12 protein-coding genes and 2 pseudogenes are annotated in these 15,532 nt (G+C 54.2%); 5 read left to right on the forward strand and 9 right to left on the reverse strand.

The annotated features are described in order from the left end of the window. Positions 1-77: 77 nt before the first annotated feature. The 6 genes from L6D81_RS07750 to L6D81_RS07775 form a co-directional block, all read right to left on the reverse strand. Positions 78-725: a hypothetical protein gene (locus L6D81_RS07750; protein WP_236178569.1), complete on the reverse strand. Its 648-nt coding sequence runs from the start codon at positions 723-725 to the stop codon at positions 78-80. Positions 726-743: 18 nt separating this feature from the next. Next, complete coding sequence (locus L6D81_RS07755; RefSeq protein ID WP_236178570.1) at positions 744-1,178, reverse strand: hypothetical protein; 435 nt, start codon at positions 1,176-1,178, stop codon at positions 744-746. Positions 1,179-1,623: 445 nt separating this feature from the next. After that, positions 1,624-3,180, reverse strand: coding sequence for a hypothetical protein (locus L6D81_RS07760; RefSeq protein WP_236178571.1), 1,557 nt, complete (start codon positions 3,178-3,180; stop codon positions 1,624-1,626). A 23-nt stretch (positions 3,181-3,203) separates the two neighbouring features. Beyond that, positions 3,204-4,001, reverse strand: coding sequence for a TIGR02391 family protein (locus L6D81_RS07765; RefSeq protein WP_236178572.1), 798 nt, complete (start codon positions 3,999-4,001; stop codon positions 3,204-3,206). A gap of 5 nt (positions 4,002-4,006) precedes the next feature. Beyond that, positions 4,007-4,774 carry a hypothetical protein gene (locus L6D81_RS07770; protein ID WP_236178573.1) on the reverse strand — a complete coding sequence of 256 codons (768 nt, stop codon included), beginning with the start codon at positions 4,772-4,774 and terminating at the stop codon, positions 4,007-4,009. 120 nt (positions 4,775-4,894) lie between these two features. Next, positions 4,895-7,561 carry an AAA family ATPase gene (locus L6D81_RS07775; protein WP_236178574.1) on the reverse strand — a complete coding sequence of 889 codons (2,667 nt, stop codon included), beginning with the start codon at positions 7,559-7,561 and terminating at the stop codon, positions 4,895-4,897. 451 nt (positions 7,562-8,012) lie between these two features. On the opposite strand from L6D81_RS07775, the pseudogene L6D81_RS29670 reads away from it, so the two are divergent. From L6D81_RS29670 to L6D81_RS07790, 4 genes and pseudogenes are all read left to right on the forward strand, one after another. Continuing rightward, positions 8,013-8,123 (forward strand): annotated as a pseudogene (locus L6D81_RS29670) (transposase); the annotation flags it as partial. Between the two features lie 52 nt (positions 8,124-8,175). Further along, a pseudogene (locus tag L6D81_RS07780) lies at positions 8,176-8,607 on the forward strand (IS66 family transposase); the annotation flags it as partial. A 216-nt stretch (positions 8,608-8,823) separates the two neighbouring features. Further along, a complete protein-coding gene (locus L6D81_RS07785; protein ID WP_236178575.1) occupies positions 8,824-9,717 on the forward strand; it encodes a hypothetical protein in 894 nt (297 codons plus the stop codon). Positions 9,718-9,877: 160 nt separating this feature from the next. Then, complete coding sequence (locus tag L6D81_RS07790; RefSeq protein ID WP_236178576.1) at positions 9,878-11,335, forward strand: Shedu immune nuclease family protein; 1,458 nt, start codon at positions 9,878-9,880, stop codon at positions 11,333-11,335. A 383-nt stretch (positions 11,336-11,718) separates the two neighbouring features. Here L6D81_RS07790 and mobH read toward each other — a convergent pair whose 3' ends face one another. Beyond that, on the reverse strand, positions 11,719-13,458 hold the full coding sequence (gene mobH / locus L6D81_RS07800; RefSeq protein WP_236178577.1) for a MobH family relaxase: 1,740 nt from the start codon (positions 13,456-13,458) through the stop codon (positions 11,719-11,721). 223 nt (positions 13,459-13,681) lie between these two features. Between mobH and L6D81_RS07805 the strand changes: the two genes are divergently transcribed. Then, entirely contained in the window at positions 13,682-13,879 is a 198-nt protein-coding gene (locus L6D81_RS07805) for a DUF7740 domain-containing protein (RefSeq protein ID WP_236178578.1), read from the forward strand. Between the two features lie 134 nt (positions 13,880-14,013). Here the strand turns inward: L6D81_RS07805 and L6D81_RS07810 are convergent, their stop codons facing one another. Both L6D81_RS07810 and L6D81_RS07815 read right to left on the reverse strand, forming a co-directional pair. Continuing rightward, entirely contained in the window at positions 14,014-14,973 is a 960-nt protein-coding gene (locus tag L6D81_RS07810) for an ArdC family protein (protein ID WP_236178579.1), read from the reverse strand. A gap of 132 nt (positions 14,974-15,105) precedes the next feature. Then, positions 15,106-15,435: a hypothetical protein gene (locus L6D81_RS07815; protein ID WP_236178580.1), complete on the reverse strand. Its 330-nt coding sequence runs from the start codon at positions 15,433-15,435 to the stop codon at positions 15,106-15,108. Positions 15,436-15,532 lie beyond the last annotated feature (97 nt).

Genomic DNA, 15,532 nt, shown 5'->3' on the forward strand with positions numbered 1-15,532 from the left:
GAGGGCGATTGTGTCCGCCTATTTTCATAGCGGACACGATCGCAACCCCGAGGCCCCTCCACGCCACTGAGGCTTTGTTAGAGCACAGGCCGAAGCGTGTCATCTGTCTGCTTCGTTAGGCCGTTAATTTCCTTGCAGAGCGCTTCCAGTTGACCGTCCATCCTGGGGATGCTCTGACCTAACAGAATTTCGATTTGTTGGTTGGTCAACTCCATGTGAAGGCCGTCGGGCTTGAGGACCATAGTGGCCATAAGGGCTTGCGCGATCCCCTCCACGACATTTGCGTGCATGTAAGTCACAGCCACAGCTTGCTTCCATAGCTGATTTTTTATGTCGGCAGGGGACGCTGATTCAGGCTCGCTGACGTGGTAGATCAGATGGATAAATTCGTGTGACGTGGACCTATCGCTGCCAGCACCAGTGTCTTCACCTTCGAAGATTCGGTCAGCCTCTGTTCTGTCGATTCGTCCCTCCGAATCTAGTGCCTCACCAATGGCCCCGGCCATTAGCGTAATCGTTCGCCGGATTGCGTACTGTTTCACCTCATCCAAGGAGCCGCAACGTTCGGTCAGGTCGTGATCTGCTTTTCCGCGGTAGCGGTCAGTATCCTGATAATGAATCGAGATGCGCTGCCCCGCGAATCCCATCGCTTCAGCTACGACAAAGTGGGCCGCTTCGTGACGAGTTATCCTAAGAAGCTGTTGCTGATGTTCTGAGATTTCCATGCTGATTCCTCTACAGCTTCACACTAAATCACGAGATCCGCAGGTGATCTCCGTATCCTTCGTTCGCCTCTTTGCAATCGAGGCAGGAACGTCGCCAAGGTGCTCAATGTCTAGAGGCACGGGTGGCATACGCACGCGGATATTCATTTCGTGCCCGTATTCATGGATAAGGTAATTTTCTACTTCATTGATATTTGTCAAAGCGAGATCGCTAAGTTGTCCGACATAGAGTTTCGCTCCATGCCTGAGACACCCTTCGATCCAGTGCCGATAGCCCGAGTTGTACCTACCGGTTGCATGGAGGTCGCCAATCTGGCGTTTACCGCCGCCGAAAAAGCTGTTGTGTGCTTTTCCCCAATAGAATGGCTTATTGTCCCATTCGTGAAGGTAAATGACGCGATGGCGATCTTTCGCCTCGTCGTACGTCAAGCAGCGTTGCCAAGTGATCTTCATCTGTAATGTCCCCGCATGGATAGCCCGCGATGCTGACTTTTAAACAGGACCTGTCAATATCGTCAATGGGCTCATGCCATCGGCCTGGCCCGATATTTGGGATTATTCGATGCCAGTGAGCCCGTAGGAATCGAGCGGTTATGAAGCTCCGGAATTGACCTGCGTCGCGGTAGCTCTCACCGACCGCTGGCGTCCACCCACGATCGCAGTGCTCTCATACGACGAACACCCCAGCTCGACCTCAGCACGCGGTCTGAACCTCTTGGTACGGCCTCGGTGCCTCTCCAATTGCCGGTGTAGATCACTTGGTGTGGCAGTAAGACCGGGCGATTGCCTCGGTTCGTCAGCTCACCCATACTCGCAGTGTGGCTGCGCCGCACCGAACACGGCAATCACTCGGGCCAATGCTGTTTCAGTGATGCACGCATATCCATGGGCTCGGTGGCTAGCTTGCATTCCGCAGGGGCACCGTCTTGATGTTCCTTGGATCGATGACCAGTTTCAGGCCTGAGGCGGTCGCTTGGTCGAACCCATATTCTTCCAAGTCATCGACCTTCGGGCGAACATCAAGGGCTTCGAAACGTCTTGACCGATATTGCCAGTCAGGATCTTCGGTTTTTACAAAGAAAACCTTCGCGCTGAAAGCGATGCTGGTATCGACAAATGACGCGATGTTGAAATACAGCCCTTCCGAAGGGGGAAATGCCTCTTCAGTTCCTAGAGATTGGAATTCAAAGCGGGCCTCAGGCTGCGGGTTAAGCAGGATATCCACGGCTATCCGTGCTTCATTCGCCTCCCAGAAAGCATCGAGCGTAAAGCTAGCAGTGGAGCGCATGCCAGCGTTCGTTAGAAGACGTAACCACCCGTCCGCGAATGTGGAAATGAGCGGCAGTTCTTTGAGGTACGGCCCTGTGACCGGTTGATTGACATGTAGTGTGATCGGGGGAATCTTGCTGTTTCCGGTAATCGCCAAGGTCGCCCGACCAGATGACATGAGCGTTAGCGCGCGAAGTAGCTCTGCCCATTCCTCCAAGCTGTGCTGCATATCATCGATCAAGCCGACGCTTTCAAATTTGAGTCCCGTCGGGGTTAGACGAATGTCCATTTCTGCGGAGCGGATGAGAAGCTCTGGTCCATGAAGTTCTGAAAGCGACGGTCCGATAAACATTTCAGCGTCGAACCGTGCGGCTTGTCCGAAGCCGAGGCCACGGATTGAAATCTCGCAGGAACCCAAGGTGGGAGGGGTAAGATACAGCGCCTCGATGTCGTCAAAAATTGTGCCTTGATAGGGAAGGCGTATGCCAAAACGGCTATCGAAGACTTGGATGCGGTGCGGTTTTAAGGGTGCAAGGCCGAGTAGGATATTGCTGAAATGCTCCGGACCTTCGATTTGGATAATGGCTTCTGCCTCGAACTGGCCATTCTCATAACCGAGTTCGACAAGCTGCCGCTGCTTCTCGATTGTGTAGGCGCTAGGATTTTGCCCACACGCGTCACTCACCGCGGCCAACAAGCCCCCGGGTGTCGGTTTGAACCGTAACCCAATTTTTTCGTAGGCGTAGCTGATATCGGTGTGGTTGATGTCATGGGCCTTACGAGCCTCCGCGAGCCTCAACCGTTTAAGAATGCGTGCGAGCTCTTTCCCTATAAGATGGACGAGATACGCGGTGTGGATTTCGCCGTCACTGCTCAGGCAAAACACGATGATGAGGGCGGGCCGAGGATCCTTGGCCAGGCGTTCGATGGCCGACAGGCTTAGACGGATACGGTTCCCGGTGCGGCCGAGCGTTGATTTCAACTGAACCCGAGCAGCATTGGTTAGACGTTGATCGAGAGGCAACGACGGTTGCCCAGCCAGCGCCATCGGGAATTCGACGATAAAGTCCCAACCCATGACGTCGATGGCGCTCTTATTGCAACAAAGAGCAGCGCGTTCGCAGAGCAATTCGAACTGTCGCTCCCCAATGCGGCCGATGCGATCGGATTCTAGTTCGTTTTCCATTTAGCTCTCGATACCTCTAATGATCACGCGCGTGATAGCACTTGCGCCATGTCTAAGCGTCGATGAATCAGAGAAACGATCGACATCAGGTCTTGTGCGTCTTCCTTGGTCATCGCCCAATGTATTCGGGCCTCATGCGCGGTCGGATTGCGAAACATGCCGAATGTACCGCGGACAAGATTGGCAAACCCACTCTGCTCGCTACGTTCGCTAGCCGTCGACAGCGCGTTGATAGCCATGAGAGGGGAATTGCCAGAGAGAACACGATCGACCAGAGCAGATCCGTCATCGGCCATTCCGGTGCGGGTACGCATCTTGTCAGCAACACTTTTGACAGCTTCTTGCGCCGCATGAAAGTAGTTGTCAACGAGAAGTTCGGCGCGGCAGAATTTCAAGACATCTGGGTGAACCCCTCGCCCTTCAAGGTCCGCGCGCAAGTCGCGAGCCCTCTGCAGAGCTTCTGGCAAGGTCTTGGCTACATCCGCCGACTTCAGCTCGCCGGCCTCATCGACCACAAGCCCGGCGAACACAAGCGCCTGGTTCAGGCGAGCCCGCATTGGCTCGTAGCGGTTAGGCTCGTGAATGTAGCGAGCGGGCTTCATGGCGCGCCGAATGAACTCGAGGATGTTGGTACGGTTTCGTTTGGTGTTCTGGCATTCTGCAAAAGCGTTGTAGATACGTACGCGCTTCGTCATAGGTCCGGGATCGGCAATCTTGCACGAGGCCAGCAGGTGCTCGATCTCAGGTCCGCTCAGACCCTCTGTGGTATCGCCAAGCGCGCGGGCGATTGCATCTAACTGATCTTGCGAGAAAAAAGCCATGGGCATCACCGGCCGGTTGATAGGCGGCGCAAGAAAGTCCTCGCCGTAATGAGCACTACATGTAATCGGAAGGTGCTGTGATCCTCGTCGGAAAGGCCCGGATGGGAGCCTTCCGAGTGGAGCATCTTGAAGAGACCGTTGATGTAGTTCTTTCCATCCTGCGTCCATTCGTTACGGTCCACAGCAAGAAAACCGATCTCCGCAAGGAGTGCGCGCCGGTTCTCAGAGCTTGGGCGCTGAGCCGCCTCTAGCGGCCGGATATTACGGGCTATCTCGTCCAACAGGCTTTCGAAGAACGTCCGAAGCTGGCTATTGCAGGCCGCCCAGTCGCCGCGTGTGTGGGCTTCAATCGCCTGGTCAATATGACCGAGAGGGATAACGAACCCGAAAAATTTCAGGAGGCGGTGGACCTCGTCGTCGGTTTCAGGAAGTTGGACCTCGCCGGGCAGAGCGGCGCGAATGGAGGCGTTTAGCCCATGGTCATCAAAGACGAGCACATAGCCGTCCCGCGCCAAGCTCCGCGCGAAAGCTGCATGCAAGGATTGAGTTTGATCCTGTTGCTCCAGCTGCGCGGCCTGTCGAATTACGGCCTCACCCAAGCTCATGGTGCCATCAAGCGTCTGAACTACGGTCTCGGCGCGTTGCACCACGATGCGGCCGAGGAGATCGCATTTCTTGGCCACGCTAAGGCTAGTGCTTGAGGTGATTTCATCCTCGAGGCCAAGCCGAAGCACAACCTGATTAAAGCGTGCCTGCGTGTTCTGCTCTAGCAATTCGACTGCAGCAATGAGTGTAGGTCGAGTAAAAGGCATGGATCGCATAGGGTATGTTCACACTCGCATCAGTACTTCTAATCGGGTACCAAAGATGGGCAGGGCACAGGCATCGCATCGTTAGCGTCCAGCCCGTAGATCGAGGTGATCAAGCTCTTCTAAGGTGTGAACTACTGACTCCACAAGCTCTCCATCAAAATCATCGCGGTCAGCTTCTTCGTGCGTTCCCTTGTTAAGGTAGGTCCACACTAGGTTAGTGGCTGGGATTCCCAAAATGCGATCATAGGCGGTCAACAGGGGGCCTTTGTTGGCATGGTTGAATGTTTGTGCATCCCGTAACTTCTTGACCAGTGCTTCACAAAGGTTTCTCAACCCGGGCTCGGCACCAACCCCGGCGAGCATGATATTTAAGACCCCCTGGTCGTGGCTGCCGAGCCAACGCCATACCTTTTCAGACAGCATTTCTAAGGCTTGGCGTGACGCTGCTAGGGCATCTCTATCATTCAGGGCCTCTCTTGCGGCCCTAGCTTTCGCGATGTAGTTTGCGCTAGGTACGTTTCCGGTCACTCTGGGTTGATAGTTGCCGTCATGATGGCGTAACAGATAGACCTGGCAACCATTGCGTCTCTGGACGGGGATATGTTGCTGGATGTCCTTGATGAATTCGTTGCTGTGACAGGTGACGATTAATTGAGTTTGAGCAAAGTGGTCACTTTCAAAGATTGTTTCTCGGATACCGCCTCGATGATCGTGGTCGATTGCATTAATGGCGTCGTCGAAGACGATGACAGGGCATTCTATGCTTTTCGCCTTAGCCATGAGGATTGCCAACCCGAGGCAGCGAATATGGCCTTCGCTAAGTATGTGAAGTGCATCGACCCGAGCGCCCGGATTACCTTGGAAGCAGATCTCAATCTTCCCTTCACCTCCAATTGGAAGATGCAGTGCGAATAATTTGTCCTCATCCCGATCGTTGCGATTGAATGCGTTGTAAAGATCCTTGGCGGCGTCGTTGAGTCCCGCTATCAACTGCCCCGGGAGCTGATCCCTGTAGGACCTTAGTTCTACAAGAAATCGGTCATAGGTCCCCTTGAAGGGGGTATCCCGCTCTATGTCGAGAATCTCTTGGTTCGCTTGGGCAATTAGCTCAGCATTTGTTTCGTCGAATGCATTGATACGGCTATTTGCAGCCTCAACGTTCTCTTGCAGTTGCTGTCTCTTAAGATCCTGGGCTTGAACCTTGAGCTGGAATTCGTTGAGCCGTCGACGCTCCGTAATGTGCGGCTGGCGATCCTGCTGAGCTTGCAACGACGCAACGTCTTGTGCTGCCATGCGATCCACCACAGACAGGATTTCATCAAGGGACGGTAGTGCATCTTGAATCACCACCGTTTGGGGGTAGATGCTTGACCACCAACGTTCAACCGGTTCTTCTGGAAGCTGACCAATCCACTGGGAAATGGCCTTATTTTCTCCGGGCTGGGCATCGATGAAAGCGGCGACGGGACTGAACATCTGGCGCAACTCACGTGACGCTTGCCCAAGCGTGGTCTGCGTAACCTGCTGCTGCTCCTGGAGAACACCAAGCTCTTCAAGCTGTTTAAGCCCTTCGCCCGCCCTTAGATATGGATCTGCAGCTACGTGAGTCTGACCTTTCAGTGGGGTGTCACAGGCCGGGCACCGGTCTCCCGCGACTTCTTGTAGGGCCAGGACCGAGTCATAAAGCGCCTTAAAAGAGACTTGGTCGCTTCTGGCGCGAAGAGCTTCAACGATGTCTTTGAGCTCCTCATCACATTTGTGTGTCTTCTCAAAAGCATCTAGAAGGCCCTGGCGCGTTACGCCGAGCACATTAAGCGGTACTGCTTCCAAAATCGCTTCGAGTTCCTGAAGGCGACCCGGAGTTTCGGCGGTACCGATAAGCTCTTTAAGCACGTCATATGTGATCTCGGCGTCGTACTCCTTCGCTAGGGCTGCCTCTTCTTCCGCCAGTGCTTGCTGGGATGCTGCTTCATTTTCAACGGTCGTTCTATCTGCTGCCAACGCATTTCGGCGAGCAGTCAATGTGGTCTGTTGTTCGCCGAGAAGGATAAGCTGCCCATCGATGCTCTCATTGAAATGGCCCACGAACTCATTGAACTGATCCATGCCGAAGAGAGTGGCAATGAGTTCCGCTCGTTGGGCATTGGGGCGTGCGGCGATTCTGGAAAACGCGTCGATCCGGTTCTTTTCTACGAAGCAGAAACGATAGGTGTCAGCGTTGGCAACGACATTTACTTCTCGCCCTTGCTGATCGGTCGCTTTCAGTATTGGTGCGTTGAATCGCCCATCATGGACATTGGCGAGATAAGTGCGGGCAGCAATGCGCTTGCTTCCCGCCTCTTCGACATCTCCCAAGAGCGCGTACTCCAGTCCTTCGCACAGACTGGTTTTGCCGCTACCGTTGGGGCCGTAGAAAAGGATGATTTGCTTGGTGAGGTCGAATGGCTCAGCTGCTCGAAAGCCTCGAAATGGACCGAGTGTCAGATGTCGAAGTTTCGCCCAAGGCCATGTCCCGAGATCAGCCTGAGCAACTGCGACCGGAGCAATGTCTGCGGTACCCTCGAGTTCTCGTCGAATCAGTTCAACTAGGTATATGGATCGCTGACTTCGTTGACGCGAGGTCTCAGCCAATTCATCGAATTTCGACAAAACCAAGGCAGCTAGACGACGGACATCCGAAGGGATGCCTTTTTCAGGCTGATAAAGCCATCCCACAAAACGCTCAAAATCCTGCCTGGCCGATGCCATATCCTCTCCTTTGGTAGCGCCTCGTTGCGTCCAGCTTAGCGTAATATCACCTTGATCGCGTATTCATTAGCTATGTATGAAATTCACGCACCAGCCAGAATATGGGCACGAATTGCGATGCCTCGAGCCGTCCGATACGAAGCTCCAAATCTACGTACAAGTCCGTTGATTGAAACGCTGCACTCCCGCTTTCGACGCCACCAGCAAGATGATTAAGGTTTGGACATGGTATTTCTCATGGCATCGAATTATCGATTAGTTGGTTAGGCTCATACTTTAGTGGTGGTTAGGCGGCCATTAATAATAGAGTGGGAGAGATGGTGGATGCACTGTATCCGTCGGGCCAAGTCACCTACCGAACTCCAGCATTTAGGGCGATGGTGTCTGCGAATTTTAAGCGGACGCGATCGCCCTTATCGCCAGGATTTTCATGCGCTAACGAAGCTCTTACCCTAAATCATTCAAAGCCCAGGTCGTTCAGGAATGCCTGCAACCCGGAGCGACGATTTTCAGCGTAGCCATCCATCACGGCATCAACGCCAGCGTGATCCGCAAGTGGCTACCGATTTACCGGAATCAAGCGCCCGCAACACTGCCGGCGTTCGTTACGGTAATACGCCGATCATTTGCCGCTGTATCGCCAGGATCAAATCTTCGGGCGTGCTGGTCTTGCGATTGCTCGTTTAACGCTAGCCAGTTGGGTGGATATCTGCGGTGTGCAATTGCAGCCATTGATCGATGCCCTACGCGTAGTCGTACTTGAGCACAACGTAGTGCATGTCGACGAAACTCCTGTGCAAATGCTCGCACCAGGCGAGAAGAAAACCCACCGGGCGCATGTCTGGGGCTATGCCACGACGACCACCGCCCCGATCAATGCAGTGGTGTACGACTTCAGCCGTGGTCGATCAGGCGAGCATGCCCGCAACTTCCTGGGCGACTGGAAAGGCTGGTTGGTCTGCGACGACTAGGGTGGCTACAAAGCCAGCCTTGTCCTCGGGATCACCGAATTCGGCTGCATGGCCCACGCCCGACGCCAGTTTTTCGCTGCCGGTGTAAGAGCCGTAAGTGAAAGATATGAGCTAACAGGGGCGTTTTGTTGCTGTGCTTTCTTTCGCAGCACAGCCCCAAAATGGAGGGCACGATTTTACTGCTCCGATCCGTACTGGACGTTCATCTACAAAATAAGAGGCGATTAAGTGCTTTAATATGGGGGCTGGCTCATCGCCAGTAACCTGCAGCTATCCGGGAGGTAAAGGGACTTGAATCAAGAGCTGGTTGTAATCAACACCTATGAAGACCTTCTGGCGAGACCTGGCTTTGAGCCGTCGCTTGCGTTTCATCCGAAGGCTGTCCGACGTTTTGGATCGGTTTTAGCACCTTACCGATTCCTTGACAGAATTCCTTGCGGTATCGAGTCGTGTCATACCCCCCACCTGAACGGTTATTTGATAACCACCAGTGACGGTCATGAAACGGCGATCGGTAGCCATTGCGGCAAAACACACTTTGGCATGACCTTTACCCGCGAGCGTCAGCGAGTTGATCAGGCTATTGCCCGCCGTCGGCGTATCGAGTCAGTAATGGCGATGATTGAAGACATGCCGAGAATGATTGCCACGATTGAGGTGCTGGAGTCAGATTATCGAGAGTTGCAGGAAAAAAAGGTCCGCCTAATGGGCGCGATAGGGACTGGGATTTTTGCCGTTCTGAAACAGCGAGCTGACCGAGACAACGCAGTTATTGAGAAAGAAGTGGCGATGACAGAAACGGAGGCTGAAGCATTTTTTGAAACCTCGAACCGAAAAGCGAATGACGGAAAGGGATGGCCAACCAAGCCAGTACCTGTCGCCAGCCTGGATGGGCTTCTGTTCATCAAGGCTCGTTTCAAAGAAATGTTAGTTACCAATCTAATTCAGCCCATGCGCGAGCTCAGTAAGACTTGCTCGACCGATATTGATGCAATGAGCCCACGGCATCTCACAGTCACTGCGAAGTGGGTTGGTGAGGTGCCACAGAGCATATTAAAGGCCCAAGAGATTGTGGCTGCCGGCCGGCGCTTTTTTACAGCTGAGAACGTCGAAAAGCTGACTCACCTCGGTGCAAGTCGGAGCTCGATGGCAATGATGATTGCAGATCTCAATAACGGTGCTTAATCGATCGCAACGGCTGAGCTTTCAACGTGACGTGTGAATCGCCCCGGACTCTCTAGACACCTTCCTAGCGCCTAACCGCTACATGACTACGCAGCTGTCCGTGACAATCACCTTGCACATTTCTCGGAAGGTTCATGTGCAAATCCCAGGAGGGAGAGCAATGGCAGTGCAACGTCGTCAGGGGCAAAGTAGGTGGTACACGGATGTTGAGGTCATGGAGCCAGCGTTTCGGATTGAAGCTGGCGTGACCGATGAAGGCCTAGAGTATCGAGATCTGTTCATGCAGACTTTCGTTCGGGATGCCTCTGACCCCCGTCGTTGGCATAGTCAGCCTGAACCCGATTGGCATTGGCTGGCAAGGGTCTATCAGAAGCAGATTGTCACCTATCCAGTGTTCTCCAATCCTCATGCACAGCGCTACCTGAAGCCTCGGCATGGCCGCTTCCGAACAATCACTTATGAAAAGTACTTTGGGAAAAGCCTACCGGATAATCCGGCATCGGCGATTTCTGACATAGAGCTGACGCTTCCGTGGCGGACGTTTAACCCATGCAACTATGGGCTAGGGCTAACTAAGGAGTTGGATGAAATTTGGCGGGGGCTTTCCAGCTTTCAGCAACTTAACACCATCGTGTTGGGGCGTGACGATATTTTAAGGGTGGACGGCAATACCGTACGAATTCCGGAGGATGATCTTCAAACGATACGGCGAGCATTCGAGCGCACGACTCGAAAAATGCGCGATGTCGTGAAACAGGCCAGAACAGTCCACATCCGCAACACGCTTTTGGCACCTTTGGATTCTGAGAGGTTTCCACCCATTGTCCAAGTTAACCCGGAAGGCCAACTGGTTGAGGTTCGCCTGGACCGGGGAAGACAAAGCAAAGAAGTCGCTCGCGCTGGGCGAAAAGCAACGGTCAAAGCGCTGCGCTCCAATGTAGAAAAGCTGGCGACGGAGGTACCCAGGGAACTGATCGAGCTGCATGCCGAGATTGAACGCGTCACCCTGGCTCAGATGATTGAACAGTACGAAAGCATGCTTCAGAAAGGACTTTCTGAAAACGTCTGGCAGAAATTCTTTGAGCGCAATATCTTCATCCTCACCATGATTTTCGCCCGTCCTGTTAGATTGCTTCACACCCAGTTTCATGCCCAGGGCTCTAGATTGGACGGTACCGGCGCACAGATTGGTGACTATCTATTCGCCGAGCAAGGCCTCGCCCTAGCCATTGTGGAAATTAAGAAACCAAGCAGTTCCTTGCTGCGTGCGAAGCCCTACCGAAACAAAGAAGTGTTCGCGCCTGACGAGGAGCTGAGTGGGGCGGTTACTCAGGTGCTTTATCAGCAGAGCAAACTTCACGAGAATTGGTTAATTCATCAGCAACGCCCAGAGCTCCGAGACTCACGTCCGGATGCCATCAGATGCGTGGTCATCGCCGGCATTTTGCCCAAGGAGGACATGCAACGCCGGAGTTTCGAAGTGTTTCGAAATGCCTGTAAGAACGTGGAAGTAATCACCTTCGACGAACTGCTGGGCAAGCTGCGATTTTTATTGGAGCACCTATCTCCACGCAAAGAGCCGCCGGATAAAGTACCGGCGGATGAGCTGCCTTTCTAGGAAGTCTGTCAGCGTTGTCGAGGCAACATCTCCGCAGAAGGAAAAGCAGGGTAGGAATGGCACTGGCGCACATGTTCCACGCGCTGAGTGCGGATTCCACGGGCATCCGGCCACCCACAAGGTAGGCAGCAGCGCAGGATTAATTCGCTACCGTCGACCTCTTTTATCGAAGCAGAGAGGTCGTCGTGGAGCGTTTACCGGATTGAGCTGAAGGGCGAATCGATGCGCAGGCGCGCAACGAAATTGACGGCGACAGAGACTTCAGACTAACAATGCAAACCTGCGTCGCTGCGCTCCGACAGCTCGGCCGGATGACTGTAGAATGAGTGGCCGGATGGCATGGAATGCGCACGCGCCTGATTGTCTGAGTCGATTCTGGGATGTTACGAACATTTAAGATTTTTCAATTTTAAAAAAATATTGTCCGATGGCACCAGCGTAACATCGAATAATATTTTTGGTTTTTCTATCAAATAGCCCTGGAGTTCTCCTTTCTTCCGAGGACCTTCCACCTGACAGACCCAAATATTTAAACCATCGTCGCGCTTCCTGTGGACCTTCAGTTTCTCAAACTGCTTCTGCACCCAACGCCATTCTTCGATGTCTTGGCAGGCGCCCTGAGAGATACCGGGGAATTCCTGTGTATAGCGTTGAAAGAGACCAGGCGTGACCAGAAATACGCTCCCATCCACCGTGTGGATTTTAGCCTTGCTGTCGTTGATGATCAGCTTGTGGCTGAGAATGCCTTTCTTGACCCAATTCAGGAATGCCTGGCCTGGGTTATCCAATGGAGTCGTTGAAGTTTCGACAGCGCTTTCTGAGGGGACATCACGGGCCTCAGGCTCCTCCAACTCGAACATGTTCAGCAGCGTGCCGAGGTAGTCGGTATCCTCTAGCGCCATGGGATCCGGCTGCGGTTGGCTTTGGCCTGACCTTGTACTAACTGTCTCAGGCGCTGATGTTGGTACCGGGGCGTCAGTTAAGTGCTCATGAGCCGCAATGCTCAATGTTCCGCTAAATACCTCAGGCCGGTCTTCGTTCCCCCAGATCAACGCCGGTTGAAGGCGCAGAAAGGTAAAGCTCTGCTGCCAGTTTCCCTGCTTGACGAGAGCGGTCCAGATGGCTTTGCCTTCCGGCGTGGACTCAACCAATCCATGTGACTGCAGCTCGTCAAACACCGCGAGATTGGACGAGGGAATGCCCTCAATTGATTGCGACAGTAGATAGGCTCGCAGCTTGTCGGTGACGGTCTTGCTGACGAGCCACAGAGCATCTTGAGTCAACCAACCCGCGGCACCTGGCTGGTTGAGTTTCAACTCGTGTTGAACCAGATGACGCAGTCCGCTGATCAAGTGATGTTGCAGCGAATGCATTGGTGCCTGCAGTGCCTTGTTCGGGTTGCCACCGATGTTCTGCGCGGTGGAGACGCGGTCGGCTTGAATCACCAACTCGCCCAGCACGCCGGCACGTTCGTACTGACCCGCCAGGACATACAGCAGGCTGGCCCACAGCGACGGAAATCCACTGAGCCAATCCAATATCGGGCGGTCGAGAATCTGGGTGTAGAGCAAGCCGGTTGCGGCGCCATGCAAGTGATAGTCGCGACCTTTGAAGTAGCGAAAACGGTAGGGCTGATCCAGGGGGCCCTGCCAAGGATGCCAAACACGGCCATCCTGGCGTTCGACCTGCAGGTCCACGGCGATCTTGCCGATGTCATGCAGCAACGCACCATAAGCAATACCCGCCGACCAGGCATCGGTCTGGGCGGCTTGGTCTTCTGGCGCAGCGCCAGTGGGAAGCAGATACGACTGACGCAATTTCAAACTGCAAGCGACCAACTCCAGGCCATGGTCAAGCATACCGCCGAGATACGCATGGTGGTGCGTCTCGCTGGCGGGCAGTTGCTGGACCTGTTCGGCGTAACGATGGATCGGATTTAAATAGAGCTGGGTGAATTGCGCGTGGGAGAGGGCGGTGTACTGCCAGATGCGATCGAGCAACTGGCGGCGGTGCTCGGCTCCTAATAAGCTCTGGGACGACTCGATGGACAGGTAACCTTCGGCGACGCTCACGGTCGGCGGCGGAGGGGGCTTCTGCCTTTTGTGGCGAAACAGACTGAGCATCGTGACCTCCGGGAAGTGATTGGGTCAGTGGCCTTTTAGCCTTTTCGGATAGGGCTCTTACCCTTGAATCCCCATTCCCTTCCAACCCTTACCCGTCCTTTTGGCTGGTGTCCCTTTGTGCGGCAATCGGATTATCGATACTGCTACACGTCAGTTTGTTGGGGGGCTGGTATGGAAAAGACAAGAGTCGGTACACTGCGGTGCCTATTTTTTGGGTCTTGCCATGAACCTCACTGACGCCACACTCGTGCTGCTGCTCGCGGCACGTATCCATGGGACCGAAGAAGCCGTCAGGGCCTCGGCGAAGAGCGTGGTTAAGAAGTTGCCGCGCAGTAAACGCGATCTGATCTACAAGGTGATCGACAGCCGGAGTCCGCTCGAGCTGGTGGATTTTTTGGCGCAGAACCTGGATGCGGAATGACAGGCTGCGGGTGTGTGCCCATCTCTGATTTTTTGCGTCAGAGCCCTGCGGCATGGGGATTTTTTTCTGGGCGTAGAAAAAAGGGTCCAACTCGTGTTGGGCCCTGTGAAGCGATTGCAGCGGTGAGGTAACGATCAAACTCCATCGTTCATGCATCGTGAGTCATCCATTACCATCTGCTTCAGTTGCTGCTGCAGGTTGAGCACATACTCCGACGCGCTTCGGGCGTGGCCACTGGCGCGGAAGATCGCGCGTTTGTCAGCCTTGAGCAGGCCGAGCCAGGAATCGATATAGCCCTCGTGCCTCAGCTCTCCCTGAATGCCGGCGTAAGCACATAAAAACGCAGGACCCATCTCGGCGATCAACTCCTCAAACGCGTAGCCTGGCGAGCCGAACGGAAAGGATGACGTCACGCCTTCGCGCTGCAACCGAGAGTGATGCCCGGTCCAGTGCGTCAGTTCGTGCAGTGCGGTAGCGTAGTACCCACCTTCATCGTGGAATTGCGCTTTTGTCGGCAGTTGGATGAGATCCCTGATCGGGTGGTAAAAGGCTTCGTCGACAGGCCGATGAACGATGCGTGCACCTGAACTTAACAGCAGATTTTCCGCAACGCTGTTGGCCTGGAAGGGATTGGTCGGTTCCGTTTCAAGCAGGGTATCATTGAGCGCTTCGAGCCCCTCCGTTTGCTCGATGTTGAACAGAAAATGCGTCCTGAGAATGCCGAAGTGAGCGACCTTGGGCTGACCGTTTTCATCGAGTACGGGTTGGCCTGACTCGGTCTGTTCCTCGCGCTCCATCGGCTTATAGAGCACCGCCAGGGTGCTGTGCTCGCCCTTACGGATGTGCCCACCGGCCTTTTTGGCTTGGTTGAAGGTCAGCCAACGATCTTGAGTGAACCCCTGCAACCTGGCCTCGGCCCAGAGCAGCGGTAAATTGATGCCCGAATACGGACGTCGCGTGATGGCGTTGATGGGGTAGGGTTGATAACCGATGTAAGCGGAACCACTTGAGGACCAAGGCTTGATCCAGGGAGCAACGCCTTGGTCTAACGCGGTAACGATCTTGTCAGTTACGTCTTGGTAGATATCGCGCATGGCAATTTCCTCGAGAGAAAAACGGAGGAACGCCTTGCCCGTCGGGGGAGGTTTCCCCGGTTGGGTGATGGGTTGCATTGATACAGGTCTTGCATACCGTCCGAATGTGGAGGTGGGCGCCGCCAATGGCGCTTAGCGCCGGTGTTCTCCTGCAAGCGCTATCAGCAAGGCGCCAGGCTGACCCGGTTCATGGAGTAGGCTGAGACTCAATTGCAGCAACGGGTCGTGGTCTACCTGATCGGTTGATTGAATGTGGACTACCTCGAACAGCACATAGGGCTTATATGGATAGGCCAGGTGGGCTTCGAAGGCTGCGCGCAATACATTGCTCAGCCGATCGATCTGCAGCTTCTCAGCATGATCGGAGTGATCGAGCAGTACTGCGCGTTGCCACGCGCCAGGAGTGAACACGATGGGCAACCGAAGGGTGTTCAGTGTTTCCTGTGTAAGTGAGTTGGGCATGGTATGTCTCCGTTGAAAACGCGAAGAAACCTGTCCCGTGCGGGGAAAGATTTTCCCGCAGTGGGTTGAAGAAAAATCATGAGGGCTTACCTCACGA

It is taken from the genome of Pseudomonas sputi (assembly GCF_021603585.1).
Taxonomy (GTDB): domain Bacteria; phylum Pseudomonadota; class Gammaproteobacteria; order Pseudomonadales; family Pseudomonadaceae; genus Aquipseudomonas; species Aquipseudomonas sputi.

Coding starts and splice junctions, on each gene's coding strand:
- L6D81_RS07750 (WP_236178569.1), bottom strand. CDS start 725: ATGGAAATCTCAGAACATCAGCAACAGCTTCTTAGGATAACTCGTCAC.
- L6D81_RS07755 (WP_236178570.1), bottom strand. CDS start 1,178: ATGAAGATCACTTGGCAACGCTGCTTGACGTACGACGAGGCGAAAGAT.
- L6D81_RS07760 (WP_236178571.1), bottom strand. CDS start 3,180: ATGGAAAACGAACTAGAATCCGATCGCATCGGCCGCATTGGGGAGCGA.
- L6D81_RS07765 (WP_236178572.1), bottom strand. CDS start 4,001: ATGGCTTTTTTCTCGCAAGATCAGTTAGATGCAATCGCCCGCGCGCTT.
- L6D81_RS07775 (WP_236178574.1), bottom strand. CDS start 7,561: ATGGCATCGGCCAGGCAGGATTTTGAGCGTTTTGTGGGATGGCTTTAT.
- L6D81_RS07790 (WP_236178576.1), top strand. CDS start 9,878: ATGGCAGTGCAACGTCGTCAGGGGCAAAGTAGGTGGTACACGGATGTT.
- mobH (WP_236178577.1), bottom strand. CDS start 13,458: ATGCTCAGTCTGTTTCGCCACAAAAGGCAGAAGCCCCCTCCGCCGCCG.
- L6D81_RS07805 (WP_236178578.1), top strand. CDS start 13,682: ATGAACCTCACTGACGCCACACTCGTGCTGCTGCTCGCGGCACGTATC.
- L6D81_RS07810 (WP_236178579.1), bottom strand. CDS start 14,973: ATGCGCGATATCTACCAAGACGTAACTGACAAGATCGTTACCGCGTTA.
- L6D81_RS07815 (WP_236178580.1), bottom strand. CDS start 15,435: ATGCCCAACTCACTTACACAGGAAACACTGAACACCCTTCGGTTGCCC.